The organism is Deinococcus aerolatus (assembly GCF_014647055.1).
GTDB classification, from domain to species: Bacteria; Deinococcota; Deinococci; order Deinococcales; family Deinococcaceae; genus Deinococcus; species Deinococcus aerolatus.
The window spans coordinates 136,760-155,034 of the sequence record NZ_BMOL01000007.1; the positions used below are offsets into that span (position 1 = coordinate 136,760).

At 68.8% G+C, this 18,275-nt stretch carries 19 protein-coding genes; 12 read left to right on the forward strand and 7 right to left on the reverse strand.

Annotation, left to right across the window (positions count from 1 at the left end; all coding sequences use genetic code 11):
• The first annotated feature begins 58 nt into the window (after positions 1–58).
• Complete coding sequence (truB, locus tag IEY31_RS09360; RefSeq protein WP_188971214.1) at positions 59–985, forward strand: tRNA pseudouridine(55) synthase TruB; 927 nt, start codon at positions 59–61, stop codon at positions 983–985.
• A 27-nt stretch (positions 986–1,012) separates the two neighbouring features.
• Here truB and gatA read toward each other — a convergent pair whose 3' ends face one another.
• Entirely contained in the window at positions 1,013–2,476 is a 1,464-nt protein-coding gene (gatA, locus tag IEY31_RS09365; RefSeq protein ID WP_188971216.1) for an Asp-tRNA(Asn)/Glu-tRNA(Gln) amidotransferase subunit GatA, read from the reverse strand.
• A 211-nt stretch (positions 2,477–2,687) separates the two neighbouring features.
• Between gatA and IEY31_RS09370 the strand changes: the two genes are divergently transcribed.
• The 9 genes from IEY31_RS09370 to IEY31_RS09410 all read left to right on the forward strand — a co-directional run bounded on the left by IEY31_RS09370 (position 2,688) and on the right by IEY31_RS09410 (position 12,228).
• Complete coding sequence (locus IEY31_RS09370) at positions 2,688–3,791, forward strand: PP2C family protein-serine/threonine phosphatase (protein WP_188971218.1); 1,104 nt, start codon at positions 2,688–2,690, stop codon at positions 3,789–3,791.
• 70 nt (positions 3,792–3,861) lie between these two features.
• Positions 3,862–4,239, forward strand: a complete 378-nt coding sequence (locus tag IEY31_RS09375) for a RidA family protein (protein WP_188971220.1) — start codon at positions 3,862–3,864, stop codon at positions 4,237–4,239.
• 184 nt (positions 4,240–4,423) lie between these two features.
• Positions 4,424–5,272, forward strand: a complete 849-nt coding sequence (locus IEY31_RS09380) for a PSP1 domain-containing protein (protein ID WP_188971222.1) — start codon at positions 4,424–4,426, stop codon at positions 5,270–5,272.
• 106 nt (positions 5,273–5,378) lie between these two features.
• Positions 5,379–7,088: a M3 family oligoendopeptidase gene (locus IEY31_RS09385; protein ID WP_188971224.1), complete on the forward strand. Its 1,710-nt coding sequence runs from the start codon at positions 5,379–5,381 to the stop codon at positions 7,086–7,088.
• A gap of 89 nt (positions 7,089–7,177) precedes the next feature.
• Positions 7,178–9,316, forward strand: coding sequence for a vWA domain-containing protein (locus IEY31_RS09390; RefSeq protein ID WP_188971227.1), 2,139 nt, complete (start codon positions 7,178–7,180; stop codon positions 9,314–9,316).
• Between the two features lie 89 nt (positions 9,317–9,405).
• Complete coding sequence (locus IEY31_RS09395; RefSeq protein WP_188971229.1) at positions 9,406–9,888, forward strand: hypothetical protein; 483 nt, start codon at positions 9,406–9,408, stop codon at positions 9,886–9,888.
• A 203-nt stretch (positions 9,889–10,091) separates the two neighbouring features.
• Positions 10,092–11,414, forward strand: coding sequence for a LysM peptidoglycan-binding domain-containing protein (locus IEY31_RS09400; RefSeq protein WP_188971231.1), 1,323 nt, complete (start codon positions 10,092–10,094; stop codon positions 11,412–11,414).
• 119 nt (positions 11,415–11,533) lie between these two features.
• Positions 11,534–11,821, forward strand: a complete 288-nt coding sequence (rbfA, locus tag IEY31_RS09405; RefSeq protein ID WP_188971233.1) for a 30S ribosome-binding factor RbfA — start codon at positions 11,534–11,536, stop codon at positions 11,819–11,821.
• A 2-nt stretch (positions 11,822–11,823) separates the two neighbouring features.
• Positions 11,824–12,228 carry an acyl-CoA thioesterase gene (locus tag IEY31_RS09410; protein ID WP_188971359.1) on the forward strand — a complete coding sequence of 135 codons (405 nt, stop codon included), beginning with the start codon at positions 11,824–11,826 and terminating at the stop codon, positions 12,226–12,228.
• Between the two features lie 90 nt (positions 12,229–12,318).
• Here the strand turns inward: IEY31_RS09410 and IEY31_RS09415 are convergent, their stop codons facing one another.
• Positions 12,319–13,074 carry a PIG-L deacetylase family protein gene (locus IEY31_RS09415; RefSeq protein ID WP_188971235.1) on the reverse strand — a complete coding sequence of 252 codons (756 nt, stop codon included), beginning with the start codon at positions 13,072–13,074 and terminating at the stop codon, positions 12,319–12,321.
• 55 nt (positions 13,075–13,129) lie between these two features.
• Positions 13,130–13,591, reverse strand: a complete 462-nt coding sequence (locus tag IEY31_RS09420) for a DUF4870 domain-containing protein (RefSeq protein ID WP_188971237.1) — start codon at positions 13,589–13,591, stop codon at positions 13,130–13,132.
• 39 nt (positions 13,592–13,630) lie between these two features.
• Here IEY31_RS09420 and rnhA point away from each other — a divergent pair, with 39 nt between their 5' ends.
• The gene (gene rnhA / locus IEY31_RS09425) at positions 13,631–14,185 is read left to right on the forward strand and encodes a ribonuclease HI (protein ID WP_188971239.1); all 555 of its coding nucleotides are present in this window, start codon (positions 13,631–13,633) and stop codon (positions 14,183–14,185) included.
• Between the two features lie 30 nt (positions 14,186–14,215).
• Here rnhA and IEY31_RS09430 read toward each other — a convergent pair whose 3' ends face one another.
• Together IEY31_RS09430 and IEY31_RS09435 are read right to left on the reverse strand one after the other, a co-directional pair.
• Positions 14,216–14,572, reverse strand: coding sequence for a GNAT family N-acetyltransferase (locus tag IEY31_RS09430; RefSeq protein ID WP_188971241.1), 357 nt, complete (start codon positions 14,570–14,572; stop codon positions 14,216–14,218).
• Between the two features lie 121 nt (positions 14,573–14,693).
• Positions 14,694–15,767 (reverse strand): M42 family metallopeptidase, encoded by a 1,074-nt coding sequence (locus IEY31_RS09435; protein WP_188971243.1) that lies wholly within the window; start codon positions 15,765–15,767, stop codon positions 14,694–14,696.
• A 161-nt stretch (positions 15,768–15,928) separates the two neighbouring features.
• On the opposite strand from IEY31_RS09435, the gene apaG reads away from it, so the two are divergent.
• A complete protein-coding gene (apaG, locus tag IEY31_RS09440; protein WP_188971244.1) occupies positions 15,929–16,348 on the forward strand; it encodes a Co2+/Mg2+ efflux protein ApaG in 420 nt (139 codons plus the stop codon).
• Positions 16,349–16,351: 3 nt separating this feature from the next.
• On the opposite strand, the gene queA is transcribed toward apaG, so the two are convergent.
• Positions 16,352–17,473 (reverse strand): tRNA preQ1(34) S-adenosylmethionine ribosyltransferase-isomerase QueA, encoded by a 1,122-nt coding sequence (gene queA / locus IEY31_RS09445; protein WP_188971246.1) that lies wholly within the window; start codon positions 17,471–17,473, stop codon positions 16,352–16,354.
• Between the two features lie 7 nt (positions 17,474–17,480).
• Positions 17,481–18,053 carry a LabA-like NYN domain-containing protein gene (locus IEY31_RS09450; RefSeq protein ID WP_188971248.1) on the reverse strand — a complete coding sequence of 191 codons (573 nt, stop codon included), beginning with the start codon at positions 18,051–18,053 and terminating at the stop codon, positions 17,481–17,483.
• Positions 18,054–18,275: the final 222 nt, after the last annotated feature.

Below are 18,275 nucleotides of genomic sequence, written 5' to 3' on the forward strand. Positions count from 1 at the left end.
CCTGCTGCCTGTCGCCACTCACCTTCACCCGCCACATTGCAACCTCTACACTCCGCCCATGCCCGTGATTGCCGTTGACAAACCGCTGCACCTGACCTCGCACGACGTGGTGAACCGCGCCCGCCGCGCCCGCAAGACCAAGCGGGTGGGGCACACCGGTACCCTTGACCCGCTGGCCACCGGGGTGCTGGTGCTGGCCGTGGACGACAGCACCAAGGTGGTGCAGTTCATGGAGGCCGACAGCAAGGACTATCTGGCCTGGATCAGCCTGGGCGCAGGCACCCCGACGCTGGACGCCGAGGGGCCGATCAATCAAACGGCGGACGTGCCGCCGCTGGACGCTGAAGAAATCAGGGCCATGCTGGGCCAGTTTACCGGCCCCCAGCAGCAGATTCCCCCACAGTACAGCGCCATTCAGGTGGGGGGACAGCGGGCCTACGCGGTGGCGCGGGCCGGGGGCGAGCTGAAGTTGCCCGCCCGCGACGTGATGATCCACTCGCTGGACCTGCTGGGCGTCTATGGCCGCGTGCAGGACGCCCCGCGCACCTTCGAGCCGCAGGGCTGGAACCCCGCCGAAACAGGCCTGACCTTCACCCTGCCCGATGCGCTGGGCGACTTTCCCACCATGCTGCTGCGCGCCAGCGTGGGCAGCGGCACGTACCTGCGTTCGCTGGCACGGGATGTGGGCACGGCGCTGGGTTTGCCCGCCCACCTGTCGGGTCTGGTGCGGACGCGGGTGGGCCGCTACAGCCTCTCGGACGCAGTGACGCTGGAAGATCTGGCAGAGGCTTCCGGCCTCCCCGATCTGGCCGCGCTGGACTTCCCACGCATCGAGGCCGACGTGCAGATGGCCCGCGAGCTGCGCCAGGGCAAGCGCCCCCGGCGGTCAGAAGTCGGGCGGCATGTGGTCACGCTGGACGGCGAGCTGGTGGCCGTGGTGGACGGCGACGGGGAGCAGTTGAAGGTGGTGCGGGCGTGGGCCTGAGCGCCCCACACAAGACATTCCTGGGCATTACTGAGGTGGAGCCACCTCTGCCTGCACCGCGCCGATGCCTTCCAGCCCGCCCGCAATCCGGACCAGCAACTCGTCCTGCAACGCCGGGGCGATGAACTGAATCCCCACGGGCAGCCGCTTGCCATCCACCTGTTCGAATCCGGCAGGGACGCTCAGGGCCGGCAGCCCCGCGAGGTTGACTGCCACGGTGTCCACGTCGGCGGCGTACATGGTCAGCGGATCGCTCATCTTCTCGCCCAGGCGGAAGGCGGGAAAGGGGCTGGTGGGCGTGACCAGCACGTCGAACTGACCGAAGGCGGCGCGGAATTCATCCGCGATCAGTCGGCGCACGCGGGTGGCCTTGCTGTAATAGGCGTCGTAGTAGCCGCTGCTCAGGGCGTAGGTGCCGATCATGATGCGGCGCTGCACCTCGCGTCCGAAGCCGCGCTCACGGGTGCGGGTCATGCTGCCCAGCACGTCGCCGCCCGGCTCACGGGTGCCGTAGACCATGCCGTCATAGCGGGCCAGGTTGCTGCTGGCCTCGGGCATGGAGATCAGGTAATACGTGGCAATGGCGTGTTTCAGGGCCGGCAGGCTGACCTCGCCCACGCTGGCCCCCGCGCCTCGCAGGGCGTCCAGCGTGGCGTCCAGCACGGCACCCACCCCCACTGTGTTGCCGCCCAGGCTCTCGGTAATCACGCCCACGCGCAGACCGCGCAGATCCTCGGGTGTTCCGGCAGTGAAGACGGGGGGCGCGTCCAGGCTGGTGGCGTCACGCGGATCGTGTCCGGCAATCACGTTCATTAGCAGCGCCAGATCAGTGGCGTGGCGGGCCAGCGGCCCGATCTGGTCCAGGCTGCTGGCGTGGGCCACCAGCCCGTAGCGGCTGACCCGCCCGTAGGTGGGCTTCAGGCCGTATACGCCGCACAGCGCCGCCGGCTGCCGCACCGAGCCGCCCGTGTCGCTGCCCAGGCTGACGGGGGTCAGGCCCGCCGCCACCACCGCCGCGCTGCCGCTGCTGGTGCCGCCGGTCACCCGCGCTGTGTCCCAGGGATTCAGCGTCGGGCCGAAGGCGCTGCTCTCGCCGGAGCTGCCCATTGCGAACTCGTCCATGTTGGCCTTGCCCACGATCACCGCACCCGCCGACATCAGGCGCTGCACGGCGGTGGCGGTGTACGGGCTGACGTAGTGTTCCAGCATCCGGCTGCCGCAGGTGGTGCGCGTGCCCGTCAGGTTGAGGTTGTCCTTGATGATGATCGGCAAGCCTGCCAGAGGCAAGGTTTCCCCCGCCTCCAGCCGGCTCTGCACCGCCGCCGCCTGCACCCCGGCCTGATCATTCAGGCTGATCAGTGCGTTCAGTTGACCTGCCGCGTCGGCACGGGTCCGGGCCGCGTCCAGCAGGTCGGCGGGCGTGGTTTCACCCAGCTGCACGGCGCGGATAAATTCGGAAGCAGAGTGGGCATGGGTGGGCGGCAGCGACATACCGGGCCAGTGTAGCGGGGCGGCCATGTACCGGAGAGGACCTGCCTGAGATATTGGCACCCAGCTCTACCCAGCAAGCACTGGGCAGACGGGCACCGCCGCCTCGACACATTCCACTTGCGTCTTTCTGCCCTGCGCTGGGGCGGGGTCAGCAGTCAAGATGAGAAGTTTTATAGAGTTGTGTAAGTAAGGGTGACATATAGTGTGCGGCATGCAGGCAGCGGGGACGCCTAACTGGCCTTTCGGCCTGCTGACGGACGTGGGCCGTCAGCGACAAGGTGGGGTGAACCAGGACGCTGCCATGGCCGTGGACCTTCCGCAAGGCGGGCTGTTCGCGGTGGCCGACGGCATGGGGGGCCACGCGGCGGGCGAGCTGGCTGCCACCCTGGCACTGGACGCCCTGAGCCTGCACTACCTGTCGCAGCGCTCCTCCCCGCCCACGCGGCTGGCCGAGGCCGTGCAGGCCGCCAACGTGGCCGTCCTGCGGCACGCGGTGGGCGAGTACGTGGGCATGGGCACCACCCTGATCGCCGCGCTGATTGACCGCGGCGCACTGCTGATCGCGCATGTCGGTGACTCGCGGGCCTACCTGCTGCGCGGCGGCGCCCTGTACCGGCTGACCGAGGACCATTCCTGGGTCAGCGAGCAGGTCCGGCTGGGCCACCTGTCCGAGGACGAGGCGCGCAATCACCAGTGGCGCAGCGTGGTCAGCAACGCGCTGGGCGGCGAGGAACGCGTGCGGCTGGAACTGTTCGGGCTGCAGCTGTGCGCCGGGGACCGGCTGCTGCTGTGCAGCGACGGCCTCAGCAGCGTGGTCAGTGACCAGCGGCTGCTGGAGCTGCTGGCCCGTCCGCTGGCCCCGGCGTCCTGCACCCGCTGCCTGATCGATGCCGCCAACGACGCGGGCGGTCCCGACAACATCACGGCGCTGGTGGTGGACGTTCGCCAGAACCTGCGGCTGCCCGTCTACCCCCTGCCCAGCCCAGCGCACGAGGGCCCTGAATACGTGGACGCAGTGCTCAGTCTGCAGCGCGGCAGCAGCCTGGTCACCTACCTGCTGCTGATGATCGCGTATTTTACCCTGCTGGGGGTGATGCTGATGCCCGCCCAGCGCCTGATGCTGGCCGTAACCGGCACCACCCTGCTGCTGGGCATTCTGCTGTTTCAGCGCCTGAATCTGGTGCGCCGGGCCAGCCGCCCGTTAGACGCGCCCAGTGCGGTGCTGGCCCATCTGCTGGGTGGGGCGCGTCCAGGGCATGGAACCGCCGCCAAATACTCTCCCCGTGACCCTGATACCGGCACCGGCGGCAGCTGAGGCACCTGAGAAGTGCGGTCCTCTTCCCCGACAGCTGGGACCAGCGCAGGCGGACAGGTATGCTCTGGGTATGAAAGAGATTGTGCAGACCGCCGACGCCCCCGCCGCCATCGGGCCTTACAGCCAGGCCGTCACGTTCGGCAACCTGGTGGTCACCAGCGGGCAGATTCCGCTGACGCCGGATGGCCAGCTCGTGGAGGGCGGCATTGCCGAGCAGACCGAACAGGTTCTGCAGAACCTGCGGGCCGTGCTGCGCGCGGCGGGCACTGATCTGGAGCGCGTGGTCAAGACCACCGTGTTTCTGGCGGACATGAACGAATTCGGCGAAATGAACGCCGTCTACGAGCGTCACTTTCTCGCGCCCGCCCCGGCCCGCAGCACCGTTCAGGTGGCAAGGTTGCCCCGCGACGTGCGGGTAGAGATCGAGGTTCTGGCCGAACTGCACTGAGGCCGCATAGAGGATCACCGAGAGCCGCCCGGGGTCCAGGGAGCCGGAGCCATCAGGGACGGACCGCCAGAAGATGTTCCTCCTGGCGGTCCGTCCTTCGCTCTCTGGCCGGCAGGCAAATGCCCTGGGCCCTTTGTGCCTCAACTCTCGACGCCCCGGCACCGGGCGTGACATGCTGCGGCCAATGGTCGTCCTTCCCGTCCGCTTCGAGCGCAGCCCCCGCCTTCACCCCATGCTCAGTGAGGACACGTTTCCCGTGGGCACGCGGGTGGTTGTGCAGGGCAAGCGCGGGCCGGAGGTGGCGACTGTGCGCGGCGAGCCGGGACAGGCGAAAAACAATGAGCGCTACGGCGCGGTGCTGCGCGCGGCCACACCGGACGATCTGACGCGCTGGGACGACCTGCACCGCACGGGCGAGGACCTGAAGTGGCTGCTGCGGGCGCGGGCGCGCGAGCGGGGGCTGGCAGTGAAGCTGGTGGCGGTGGAATTCACGCTGGACGAGAGCCTGGTCACGGTCAGCTACAGCGCCGACGAGCGCATCGAACTGAGCGGGCTGGTCGGCGAGGTGCGGGCACACACCACCGCCCGCGTGAACTTCGCGGCCATCGGCCCGCGCGAGCAGGCGCAGATGATCGGGGCACTCGGCGCCTGCGGGCGCGAGAACTGCTCCAGCACCCACCTGCAGGACTTCGCCCCGGTCAGCATCCGCATGGCGCGTGACCAGCAGCTTCCGCTGAACCCGGAAAAACTGTCCGGGCCGTGCGGGCGGCTGCTGTGCTGCCTGCAGTTCGAACACACCCAGTACCAGGATCTGCTGCGCGACCTGCCGCGCAAGAACGCCAAGGTCTGCCACACCGGCACAGGCGCGTGCGGCAAGGTCACCAAGCTGCACCCGCTGGCCGGAACCGTGGACGTGTACAGCGACCAGGGCATGCTGCTGAACGTGCCCGCGGGCGAACTGCGCCGCGCTTCCGACACCGAGGGCAAGGGCGGGACCGGAGCCGGCAAAGGCGGGGCCGACGCGTCCAGCTGAGGGCATGCCCGCCCCCGATCTGGCCCAGCGCTGCAGGCAGACAGGAGAAGGACACTAAGCCATTTGGACAGCGGCCAGACGCTGGACAGACGTTACACTCCCCGGCATGACTGCACCACTGGACAGGGTTGAGCACAAATTGCACGTTCCCCAGCAGGCCACGCATTGGGACGCCTACCGTCCGCGCTATGAGGTGCTGCTGAACGCCAGACTGACGGCGGCGGACGTGCCGTCGTGGCTGGCACGCTGGAGCGCCCTGGACGCCGAACTGGGCGAGGTAGGAGCCAAACTGTCGACCCACGCCGACCTTCACACCGATGACGCGGCAGTGCAGGAACGCCACCAGGCCTTCGTGGCAGGTGTCATGCCCCCGGCGGCCCGGATGGGTCAGGCGCTGACCGAGAAGCTGCTGGCAGTGCCCGGCTACACGCCCGCAGCGGATTTTGCGCTGAATTACCGCCGCTTCCGCGACGCCGCCGCGCTGTTCCGCGAGGCCAACGTGGACCTGGGCGTAACGCACGAGCAGCAGAAAAACCGGTACTCGGTCATCACCGGCAACCAGAAGGTCACCCTGGACGGTCAGAGCCTGACCATTCCCCAGGCGAGGCAGCGCCTGGACAGCCCGGACCGGGCGGCGCGCGAGGACGCGTGGACGGCGCTGACGGTCAGCCACATGGAGGTGGCCCCCGAGCTGGACGCCGTGATGCTGGACCTGATCCGCACCCGCCGGCAGCTGGCCCGCAACGCCGACGAGCCCACCTACCGCGAGTTCCGCTGGAAACAGCTGGACCGCGTGGACTACACCCCCGCCGATTGCCGCGCCTTCCACGGGGCGGTGCAGGACGAGGTGGTGCCGCTGGCAGGCGAGATCGTGCGCGGCATTGCGCGGCAGCTGGGGCTGGAGAGCGTGCGGCCCTGGGACTACAACCGCAGCAACCTGCTGGACCCCTCGGGCCGGGCGTCGCTGAGGCCATTCCAGACGGGCGAGCAGTTGCAGACACTGGCACAGACAGCCTTTGCAGGCCTGGACGCCGATCTGGCCGCCCGCTTCGGCCAGATGCGGGACGGGGGGCTGCTGGACCTGGAATCGCGCCCCGGCAAGATGACCCACGCCTATTGCCAGTACTTTCCGGTGAACAATGAGCCCTTCGTGCTGATGAACGTGGTGGGCAGCGCCGAGGACCTGCGGGTGCTGTTTCATGAGGTGGGCCACGCTTTCCACGGCTTTTACAGCGGTGACGCCCAGCCGCTGCTGTGGAACCGCTGGAGTCCGATTGAATTCGTTGAGATTCCCAGCATGGCAATGGAATTCCTGACCCTGGACCACCTGGGCCACGTGTTCAACGACGAGGAACTGGCCCGCTACCGCCGCAACCTGTTGCAGGGCGTGGTGACCTTTCTGCCGTGGGCCGCACAGATGGACGCCTTCCAGCACTGGCTGTACGCCGAAGCCCCCGAGGAGGTGGGCATTGCCGAACTGGACGCCAAATGGCTGGAACTGGACCGGACCTTCCATAATTTTGTCGACTGGGACGGGCTGGATGAGGGCGTGCGGGCCAAGGGCTGGCAGTATTACCACATTTTTCAGGTGCCCTTCTACTACATCGAGTACGCCATGTGCTACCTGGCGGCGGTGGGCGTCTGGCAGGGGGCCAGGGACGACGCGGCAGGCGCCCTGGAACGCTACAAGGCCGCGCTTCGCCTGGGCAACGCGGCGGGCGTGCCGGAGCTGTACCGCGCCGCAGGCGTGGCGTTCCGCTTTGACCGCGAGTACATCCGTGGCCGGATGGACTTCCTGAAACAGCAGCTGGCATAGCCGGGGCAGGGCCGCCAGCCCAGCCGGGCCGCGGCCCCGGTCACTCCGTGCCGTCCGCGCAGCGCAATCTCGGGGCACAATGGGCAGAGATGCAGCCCGCCACCGTCCTCACCCTCACGCTGGGCCTCAGCGCCGCCGCCTTCAGTCCAGCGGCGGCCACGGCGCCGTCGTCCCCCGTCCCACCTCCCGCCGCCTGCGCCCTGCCGGACGGCCCCCTGCCCACGCGCACGCGGGCGGTGTTCGTGCTGGACACCAGCGGCAGCATGCGCGGCCTGGGCGACGGCAGGGCCGACATTTTCGAGCGGGTCAAGGCCGAGCTGAACCGCTACGTGCGTCAGACGCGGCCTGACCGGGTGGAACTGCTCACCTTCGACGCGGGGCTCAGGACGCGCCAGGGCTTTGACCGGCCCGCCGGAACCGCCGGCTGGAACGCGGCCCTGGGCGCCCTAAAGGCCGACGGCAACAACACCTATCTGTACCGCAGCCTGCGCGCCGCCCTCGAACCGCTGCGGGACGGCGCGCAGTACGCCAGCACCGTGTTCGTGCTGACCGACGGCATCGACAACGACGGCCTGCGGCCCTTCACGGCGGCGCAGGCGCTGGCGGCCTTCACGGGGCGCGGCCCGTTTGACCGGCTGCATTACCTGGCCCTGGGCACCCAGATTCCCGCCGATGCCCGGCAGGCGCTGCAGGCCAGCGACTACGCCGACGGCCTGACCCTGCCGCTGAACCGGGTCCCGGCACTGGACGGGCCGGGGCTGGGCAGCGGCCTGCTGCGCGTCAATGGTCTGGGGGCGGTGGCTGTGCCGCTGGCCGAGGGCACGCGGGTCGAGGTCTCGGCCCAGGACCGCCGCTGGGGCCTGCGGCCAGAGCCGGCAGTGGTGACCGGGGGCACGGTGACCCTCCGGGCACGTGGTGACCTGCCCCACGGCGCGGCGGCGCTGCTGTGCGCCAGCGGCCCAGGGACCCCGGCTGCCGGCAGCGTGGGCACCCGGCCACAGCGCGTGCTGCTGCGCCTGAACACGCAGTCGCCACTCACGCTGCTCAATCCCGGCGCGGATACCGCGCTGAGGAGAGGCGAGGACGCCGTGCTGCGCTACCGGGCCGCCCGTGGCGTGTCCCTCCGGGGCCTGAGGGTCACCGGCCTGCCCGCGGGTCTGAGCGCCCAGATCTCGGGCCTGCCCGGCGCACGTGAATTCGCCGTCCGGATCACCAACCGGTTCCTGCCTCCCAGTCAGACGGTCAGGCCGCAGCTGGCGCTGCCCGGCAACACGCAGATGGCACTGCCTGCCATTCAGGGACGCAAGGGGGGGCGGGCGCCGTACGCCGTCGTCTCCGCCTCCGGGCGTGGGGGCACGGCCACCGTAACAACGCCAAAGCCGCCCCAGCAGAACCGACCGCAGGGCGCGGGGGGCCGCGACACGCCCGGGGCTGCGCTGGGCTGGCTGGCGGGCCTGGGCGTGCTGGCCCTGGCCGGCCTGGCGGCCTGGCTGCTGGCGCGGCGTGGGCGGGCGGGGCGCCGTCCGGGTGGGCGCAGCGGGGCAGCACCCACCCGCTGGTCCGGCCCCGCCGGACCGCTGCGGCGCCGGCGGCCCACCCTTCAGCGTCCGGTGGCCCATGCCGAGCCGCCTGCGGTGGAAGGCATCGAGTACAGCGGGGGCCGGGTGCTGTCGCTGGTCACGTCGGGCGGCGACGTGACTGGCGTGCCCATTCCACTGGGCGGCCTCTTTGACCTGGGCCAGCTGGCACGCGTCCCGCACCTGAGCGGCCTGCGCGCCGAACAGCACCGGGACGGGCTCCAGATTCTGCGGATTCCCGCCGATCTGGAGGTCAGTCAGGGCACGCGGCTGGTGAGGGCCGGGGACGTGGTCCGGCCCGGCACGCTGCTGGGCGTCGCGGTAGGGCGCGTGGGCCGTGCCCCCCAGCCCCCGCTGGGCAGTCTGGCCGGGCTGGGGCTGCCGCTCACGCTGCGCCACGACGCCGCCAGCGTCCGGGCCGCCGGACCCTACGGCCAGCACACCGTGATTCTGCCGGCCGGGCCCAGCGATCTGGGCACCGCCTTCCGTGCCCCTGCGCTGGACGGGCTGAAGGTGACCCTCAGCGGCTCCAACCTCCTGCTGGTGGCAACTCCGCCCAGCCTGCGCCTGCGCCGCAGCGGCGAGACGGCTCCGCTGCAACCCGGCAGCTACCTTCCGGACCTGACCCTGGTGGACCTGCCGGATAGTTAAGATCTGCCGGCTGAACACCGGTGCCTCTGGTCTCACCGAAAGCGGGACGACAGGAAAAGTTCGCCGCGCCGCGCTACGCTGCTGCCCATATGGATCTGCTCCGCGCCCTTCACGGCTACCAGTTCGGCTCCTCGCTGACCCTGCTGTTTCCCACGCCCTACGCCCTGTCCACCCTGATCCTGCTGGTCTGGAGCGTCGCCCCGGCGATCAAGGGGGTGGTGAGCCGCTCGTTTCTGGTGTGGCTGCGGGTGGTCTGGGTACTGACCCTGATTCCGGCAGCGACGGGGGTGATTCTGGCGCTGGGCGGCGCAAAGGTGCCCAGCGCCGTCGACGTCGGCGGCGGCCTGACCAGGTACGGCCTGCCCTACGACTCCAGCCGTGACCTCGAACACTGGATGTACTCGGCCTTCGCGCTGCTGAGCCTGTACGTTATTGAAGTGCTGGTCCGGGGCCGCATGATCCCATACCGCAGTGGCCTGAAATTCCTGCCGGTCGCCACGCTGTTTCTGTACGGCGTCGCCTACATGATCGGGCGGGTGGCAGTGTTGCCCGGCAGCACCCCCGGCAGCTGACCTGAACCGTCAGAGGACGGTCAGCAAAAACCAGGCCATGTAGACCGCGGCGGCCCCTCGGGTCCGCTGTCCTCCATTCGCGTGCCAGCCGCTGAAACACACCCCCCGGCCTAGCCCTCGTTGCGGTAAAACGCCGTCATCCCCTGACTCCGGTTAGCCCAGCTCATCCGCCAGCCTCTCAGATGTGTTCAGCTGGAAGGCTGATGTCTCCTCGTTCCCTATTCTTCATCGTCGTGCTGCTGGCTGGCTCGGCCTTCGCCGCTGCCGCCAACACAGTGACTGTGCGTTCCGGCGACACCCTGTCCAAGATTGCCACCCGCGCGGGCCTCAGCGTGGCGCAGCTCAAGGCGGCCAACGGCCTGAGCAGCGACGTCATCCGGGCGGGGCAGGTTCTGCGCCTGAACAGGTCGGCGGCCAGCCGCGCTGCGCCCACACCACGCAAGCCGCCCGCTCAGGACACCTACACCGTGCAGCGCGGCGACTTTCTGAGCAAGATCGCGGGCCGCTACGGCGTGAGCGTCGGCGCCCTCCAAGCGGCCAACAACATCCAGGGCACGCTGATCACCCCGGGGCAGCGCCTGAAGATCCCGGTGCGCGGCGCGGCCCCGGTCCCCCGTCCCACCACCGAGGTGCGGACGCTCTACACCTACATTCACGTGGGCGCTGGCGACACGGCGGCAAAGATCGCCCGCAAATACCGCATCAGCGTGGACAAACTGCGCCGCCTGAACAAACTGGCCAGCCACAAGTACATCGTGCCGGGGACCAAGGTGCTGGTGCCGGCCCACATCCCGGTGCCTATTCCCCCCAAACCTCAGGGCCGCGCGGCCAGCCACAAGCACCTGCGGCCCCTGAACATTCCGGTGCAGATCATCAACGTGAACCTGCGGTACCGGGACGTGCTGATCGCGCCTGTCCTACCCAGCGGTGGCCTGAAGTTCGGTTCCGGCGCACGGATCGGTCAGCTGGCCCGCTCCAGCGGCGCGCAGGCGATCATCAACGGCTCGTACTTCCACCCGCACAGCTACGCGCCGGCCGGGGACATCGTGATGCAGGGGCGCATGCTCACCTGGGGCCGCATTCCACAGGCGCTGGCCATCACACCCGACAACCGCGCCTCCATCCGCGCCAGCACTACAGGGCTGCTGCGTATCCCGCTGGACAGCGCGTGGCAGGGCATGGAGACCGTGATCGCCAGCGGGCCGCGAATCCTGGTGGGTGGCCGGGTGCAGTCCAGCTACAGCGCCGCCTTCCGCGATCCGGCGCTGTTTGGCCGCGCCGCCCGCAGCGCCATCGGGCTGGTCAGCAACCGCGATCTGGTGATGGTGAGCACTCGGTCGCGGCTGACCACCACCGAGATGGCCAAGGTGATGTCGCGCCTGGGCATCCGGGACGCCCTGCTGCTGGACGGCGGCAGTTCCACCGGTCTGGCCTGGAACGGCAAGCCGGTGCTGGACAGCGTCCGCAAGGTCAGCTACGGCATCGGCGTATTCACCGAATACACCGGGCGGCGGTACATCCGCTGACAGGCCGGCCGGGGGCCCTTCCCTGTCAGAACCTTCAGCGTCCAGCCATCCGCTTTGCGCGTCTTGCTCTAGCATGGCGCAATGACCCATTCCTGTCTCCCCTCCTCCCGGTTCCGGGCATGAAGCCCGAACAGGTGCAGTCCCAGATCACCCGCGTCCTGAGCGAGGCCATCAGCGGCCTGCGTGACCCGCGCGTGCCGCTGATCGTGACCGTCGAGCGCGTGACCCTGACCTCCGACTTCGGTCTGGCGCGCGTGTATGTCAGCGCGCTGGGGGCCGACATGCCCGAGCTGCTTGAAGCCCTGGACCACGCCCGCGGCCACCTGCAACGTCAGGTCGCGCAGCAGGTCCGCATGCGCCGCACGCCCACGCTGGAATTCCGCTCGGCAGAGGACAACCTGCTGTGAGCGTGTCGGTCCAGACCAGCATCCGGGTGCGCTACGCCGAGACCGACATGATGGGCGTCGTTCACCACGCCACCTACCCGGTGTGGTTCGAGGTGGGCCGCACGGACCTGATGCGGGAACTGGGCTTGCCCTACACCGAGATTGAGGCGCGCGGCTACTACCTCATGCTCTCGGGTCTGAACGTGGAATACCGCCGCGCCGCCCGTTACGATGATGACCTGACCGTGACCACCCGAATCTCGGCTCTCCGCAGCCGCACCGTGACCTTTGTCTACGAGGTCCGGCGCGGCGAGGAACTGGTGGCTACCGGGGAGACCCGGCACATCGCCACCGACAAGGCCTACCGTCCGGCCCGCATGCCCCAGGACGTGCTGGCAGCGCTGGGAGGCGAAAAGGGGGCGGATTGAGAGAGAACAGGGTGGAGAAGGGCTGAGGCAGAAGGCTCTTTTACTGCTCCTAACCTTCTGCCCACAGCTCACAGCCCCCTGCCATCCTCTTCAGTCCAGGTAATCCCGCGCCCGCAGGTGGCTGGCACGCAGGTTGAAGCGTTCGGCGTACTTGACCCCCGCCAGACGGCCCGCGCCCGCACGGCCCTCGCGGAACAGCTCGTCGGTCCACTGCCACTTGTAGAAGTCGCGGTAGTACGAGGCGATGGCCGCCGCCGTCTCCAGCGTGTCGTCGATGCCCACGAAGACCTCCGGGTAGGGGCTGGCCGGGGCGAAGTACTGGTAAAAGCGGACCGGATCGCGCCACGCCGAGAGGCGGCGCACATCCTCGCCGCTTTCCACGGCGTCGTCGCCGCTCAGATCGGGCGCGGGCGGCATGGCCTGACCACCGCCCTGCTCGTTGACGATCTTGGGGATGCGCGCCAGCGTGACCGCGTCGAAGGCGATCTTGGCCGTCATGCGGTGGTCCGGGTGCGGGTGATCGTCGCTCCAGGTGATGACGGCGTTGGGCCGGAAGGAGGCGTACAGCTTCGCAAGTTGCAGGGCCTCGTCGCGTCCACCGGTCATGCGGCTGTCGCCCATGTCGAAGAAGTGGTACTGCGCGCCGATCTTGTCGGCCACCCACGCCCCGTGTTGGCGCCGGATGCGGGTGACTTCCTCGTGCGAGGCGTCGCCGAACTGGCTGGCAAGTTCGCCCAGCGTGGTCCAGACCAGCATCACCTCGTCACCGCGCGCCGCGTGCTTCGCCAGGGTTCCAGCGCAGCCGATCTCATCGTCGGGGTGGGCAAACACAGCCATGATTCGCATGTGCGACAGCATAGAGCCATCCCGGGTGCCGGGGCGACTCAGGAGACTGGGGCGATCAGCGCACGAAGCGGATGCTCAGCGGGTAGTGGTACGGCTGCCCGGCGCTGACCCGGACCACCGCCACGATCATGAAGATGAATGGAACGATGCTCAGCAGCAGCAGCAGCGGCACCAGAAACACGAAAAAGGCCGCAAAGGTGCCCAGGAAGGCAAAAGCCCCCAGATCCTGTGCGCCGGCCGCCGTGCCCAGCGCCCCGCCGATGATGCCCATGCTGAACAGGATGAAGGCCAGCACGCCGATCACGACGCCGTACACCCACATGCTCAGCTGAAAGTTCAGCGCCTCCTTGCCCTGCTGGTTGAGCGCCGGGCTGCGGTCCCGCAGGGCCAGCCACGCCACCAGCGGCCCCAGCACATTGCCCAGCGTGGGCAGCACGAAGCCGGCCAGCGGCGACAGATGGACCAGCACCGCCGGGGTGCGGTCCGCTTCGGGAATGGCGAGGGCGGTGCGGCTCATACTTGACACTACGCGCCCGGCCTGCCTACAGTTCCGGGCGTGACGCGCCCCCGAACCTCCTTCCCGAAAACGGCCGCCCGCAAGGCGCAGGACCGGGCGCGTGACCTGCTGCCCCTGAAAGCGGGCATTCAGCCGGAAACGCCGGTGGCCGGCAACGTGGTGGACCTGTTCAGCGACGGCGCGTGCGACACGGCGGCGGGGCACGGCGGCTGGGCCTGCATCCTGCGTTCGGGCGGGCACGAACTGGTCCTGAGCGGCCACGAGGAAGGCACCACCAACAACCGCATGGAGTTGCGCGGCCTGCTGGAAGGGCTCCAGAGTCTCAAGCGGCCCTGCCAGATCCGCGTGATCACCGACAGCCAGTACCTGCGGAAAGCCTTCACCGACGGCTGGATTCTGAACTGGCAGCGCAACGGCTGGAAAACAGCAGGCAAGGAACCGGTGAAAAATCAGGACCTGTGGGAGGCGCTGATCGAGCAGGCCAGAACCCACGCCCTGACCTTCGTGTGGGTCAAGGGCCATGCCGGGCACGGTGAGAACGAGCGGGTGGACGAACTGGCGGTGCAGGAGCGCAAGAAACTGCGGGCAAGGTAGGGGCAGCGGGCAAGGCAAAGCCGGAAACCCTTAGCCCCCAGGATTGCCCGTCTCCCCCAGATTCAAGGTGCAGAGATATCTGCGCTGGCCTCCCCTGCCCGCCACCTCGGCCACCTCGAAGCCGCTGCGGCGGTAGAAACCCACCGCGTCATCGTCCGTTTCCGCTGTCAACCGCGTCAGCCCAAGCTGCGCGGCGACGGCGTGCAGCAGGTTTCGCCCGTGGCCGCGCCCGGCCTGCTCCGGCCGCGTACCGATGTGCAGCACCTGTGCTTCGCGGCCAGCCAGTTGCACGCCCGCCGCACACACCGGCCTTCCATCAACGTCCCAAACGAAGATGCGGCGGTCCGAGTGTGTGCGGTACGCCTCCAGCGCAAGGGCGATTCTCACGGGGTCAGGGAACATGGCGCGGCGCAGCAGGGCGGCGATTTCCGGTGTCAGCTCAGGGGCCGGGCTCAGCACTGGTGGAAGCCCCGCACCACGACACTGCTCCCGGCAGTGCCCCAACGCGTCAGAGGCGCGTGAAGTCCGGCTGTTCTTCCAGCGCCCCGACCCACGCGGCAATGATGTCGATGCAGGCCTTGACGTCGCGGGCGTCCACCATCTCGCTGGGGCTGTGCATGTAGCGGTTGGGAATGCTCACCACGGCGGACGGCACGCCGCCGCGCACCAGGGTCAGGGCGTCGGCGTCGGTGCCGGTGTAGCGGCCAGAGGCGCTCAGGGTATAGGGAATCTCCGCTTTTGTGGCCGCTTCGGTCATCTGGCGCAGCACCACCGGGCTGGTCATGGGACCCACTGCCAGATTCGCGCCGCTGCCGAAGGGGGCCACGCCATACTTCTTCTCGCTCACGCCCGGCTGCTTGGTCTCGTGCGTCACGTCCACGGCCACGCCCGCGATGGGATTCAGGCGGTGCCCGCTGACCGTCGCGCCGAATACCCCAATCTCTTCCTGGCTGGTGCCGACCGCCACGATACGGTGCCGCAGGTCCGTGTCTTTCAGCGCCCGCAGGGCTTCCAGCACGATAAACGCGCCCACGCGGTTGTCCAGCGCGCGGCTGACGATCCTGTCGCCCACCATCAGCGGTTCCTGTTCGATCACGCCGTAGGTGCCCACCGGAATGCGCTGCTGCACCTCCTCCTTGCCCAGACCCACATCGATCCACAGGTCCTCGAGTTTACTGGCCTTGGCGCGGTCCTCGGCCTCCATGACGTGAATGGCCTTCTTGCCGATCACGCCCAGGACGTCGCCGCCCGGCGCGAGCAGGCGGATGCGCTGGCCCACCAGCACCTGCGGGTCCCAGCCGCCCACGCCCAGAAAGCTGATCAGGCCCTCGTCGCCGACGTACGACACGATCAACCCGATCTCGTCGAGGTGACCCATCAGGGCGATGGCCGGCGCGTCTTCGGGGCCGAGTTCGGCGTACACGTTGCCGTAGTGATCCTCGGAGACGCGGGCAAAGGCGCTGGCCTCGGCCTTCCAGACATCGGCGGCGCGGCGCTCCAGGCCGCTGGGGGCCGCCTCGGACAGCAGGGCGAACAAAAAGTCCTTGTTGATGCTGGTGTTCGGATCAGTATGCGGAGTCACGCGCGGCAGTGTAGAGCAGACCCCTGGTGCGCTGTTAGCAAAAATGACCTGGCGGCGGCGCAAGTCACCCGGTGCGTACCCACGCTGAACGCCGCCTCCCTGTACAGCCCCCTGCACAGCGCCCGCCCGCACCCGCAGGGCCTCCGCTATCCTGTGAAGCCATGAGCCGTCTTCCCGATCCAGAGCGCCCGGACCCGCCCGGCCCGGAGGCCACGCCGGATGTGCAGGTCAGCGTGCAGGTCACGCACCTGCCGGCGCAGAGCACGCCCGGACGGCGGGTCTTTTCCTACGTGATCCAGATCGAGAACCGCAGCGATCAGACCTGGCAGCTGCTGGCGCGGCACTGGGACATCGTGGACGCCCTGGGCCACGAGATCAGCGTGGACGGCGATGGCGTGGTGGGCGAGCAACCGATGCTCCCGCCGGGCGGCCTGTTCGTCTACGACTCCTTCGTGACGGTGGAGGCCACGCCGGGCCGCATGGGCGGCTATTACGTGCTGCAAGACGCCTGGGGGGCGCGGGCGCAGGTGCCCATTCCCACCTTCATGCTCGACGTGTCCGGAGAACGGACCCTGAACTGAGCCTTATTTCTGCCCCGCCCCGCCGCTCCTCTGGTTTTCCAGCAGCATCGCGTCGCCCAGCGAGTAGAAGCGGTAGTCGCCGGCCAGCGCCGCGTCGTAGGCGGCCCGGACGCGCCCCTCGCCGGCAAAGGCGGCCACCAGCAGCAGCAGGGTGCTGCCAGGCAGGTGCAGGTTGGTGAGTAGCAGATCCGGCACATGTACGGGCGTGCTGGGCGTGATGAAGATGCGGGTGTCGCCCTCGCCGGCCCGCACGGCCTCCCCGTTCCAGACACTTTCCAGCGTGCGGACGGTGGTGGTGCCCACCGCGACGACGCGGCGGCCCTGCGCCCTGGCCTGGTTGATGGCGGCGGCGGTGGACGCGCTGACCGCGTACCGTTCGGCGTGCATGGTGTGGTCCGCTGCTGACCCCTGGATGGGCCGAAAGGTTCCTGCGCCCACGTGCAGGGTCACGGCGCAGCGCTCCACGCCCAGGGCGTCCAGCCGGGCCAGCAGTTCCGGCGTGAAATGCAGTCCGGCGGTGGGGGCAGCCACGCTGCCCGGATCGCGGGCGTAGACGGTCTGGTAGCGCTCGCGCCACACCGCGTCGTCGTCACCCGCGTCGATATATGGGGGCAGCGGCAGCCGTCCGATCTCGTCCAGGTGAGGCTTGAGGTCGTGCTCGAAGCGCAGCAGGCGGGCACCGTCGTCCAGCACACCGACCACTTCGGCCCGGTGGCCGCCCAGCCACAGCTCTTTGCCGGCGCGTCTGGCAGGCTTGAGATACGCGCTCCAGACGTTGTGCTGTTCCTCCCGCAGCAGCATGACCTCTACCGCGCCGCCGCCGTGACCGTCCGGCGTGACGGGCTTGCGGGCCATCACGCGGGCGGGGATGACGCGGCTCTCGTTGAACACCAGCAGGTCGCCGGAGCGCAGTAGATCTGGCAGCTCACGGAAGGTGCGGTGCGTGAGGTCCGGGCGGCCCACCACCATCAGGCGGGAGGCGTCTCGCGGCTCGGCCCCGGTCTGGGCAATGCGCTCAGGGGGCAGGGTGAAGTTCAGGCGGGCCAGCACGGCGTCCGCGTCGCACAGGCTGGCGGGGTCCGGACCGGGACAGTCCAGTGCTGGATTGAGTTCTGGATTGGGCATCTCCGGATTACTGGACGGCTTCTTCCGGCTTGGACTCGTCGGCCTTGGCATTCCCGCGCTGGCGGGCAGGCATCAGGGCGTCCTCAATGTCGGGCAGGTGAAAGAAGCGGTCCGCCGCGTCAATCAGGCGCTGGGCCGTGTGCTCACGAAAGGCGATGACCTCCACCCGCTTACCGCGCTCCTGCAAGACCTCCACGATGTCGGTGAAATCGCCGTCGCCGCTGCCCAGCACCACCACGTCCAGATGGTCCATCAGCCGCACCATGTCGGCCACGATGCCCATGTCCCAGTTGCCCTCGTAGATGGGCTTGCCGCCGTCGGTCACGTGGTGCAGGTGCAGGTTCATGCGCCGCACCTTGAAGCCCAGCGTGGACAGCTTGTAGATGAAGGGCCGGGCGGTGGCCTCGTTCTCGCGCTCCACCGTGTACGAGATCGCGTGCAGCAACTCGCGGTTCGCGGTGGCAACATTCAGGATGGTCTCGAAGTTGACGGTGCGCTCCAGCAGGTCGCGCGCCGAGTGGTACAGGTTCTGGGTATCGATAAACACGCCCACGCGGGGGCGGTGAACAACGTAGTGCATTGAGAGTTCTCCTGTTGTGGATGGGGCAAAAAGGGATGTTGCGGGAAATGGTGGGCCTGAAATCCGGGTTCCCTGACGGCCGCACGGCCGGGGTTCGCCGGGCCGAGTCTAACACCGGGCCGGCTTTCGCGGAATACGGAGGAAGGGCGGGAGCTTCAGCGGGCAGGGTCCCGAAAGACACCCCGCCAAACAACCCTGGCCTCTCCAGCCTGCCCAGCGGAT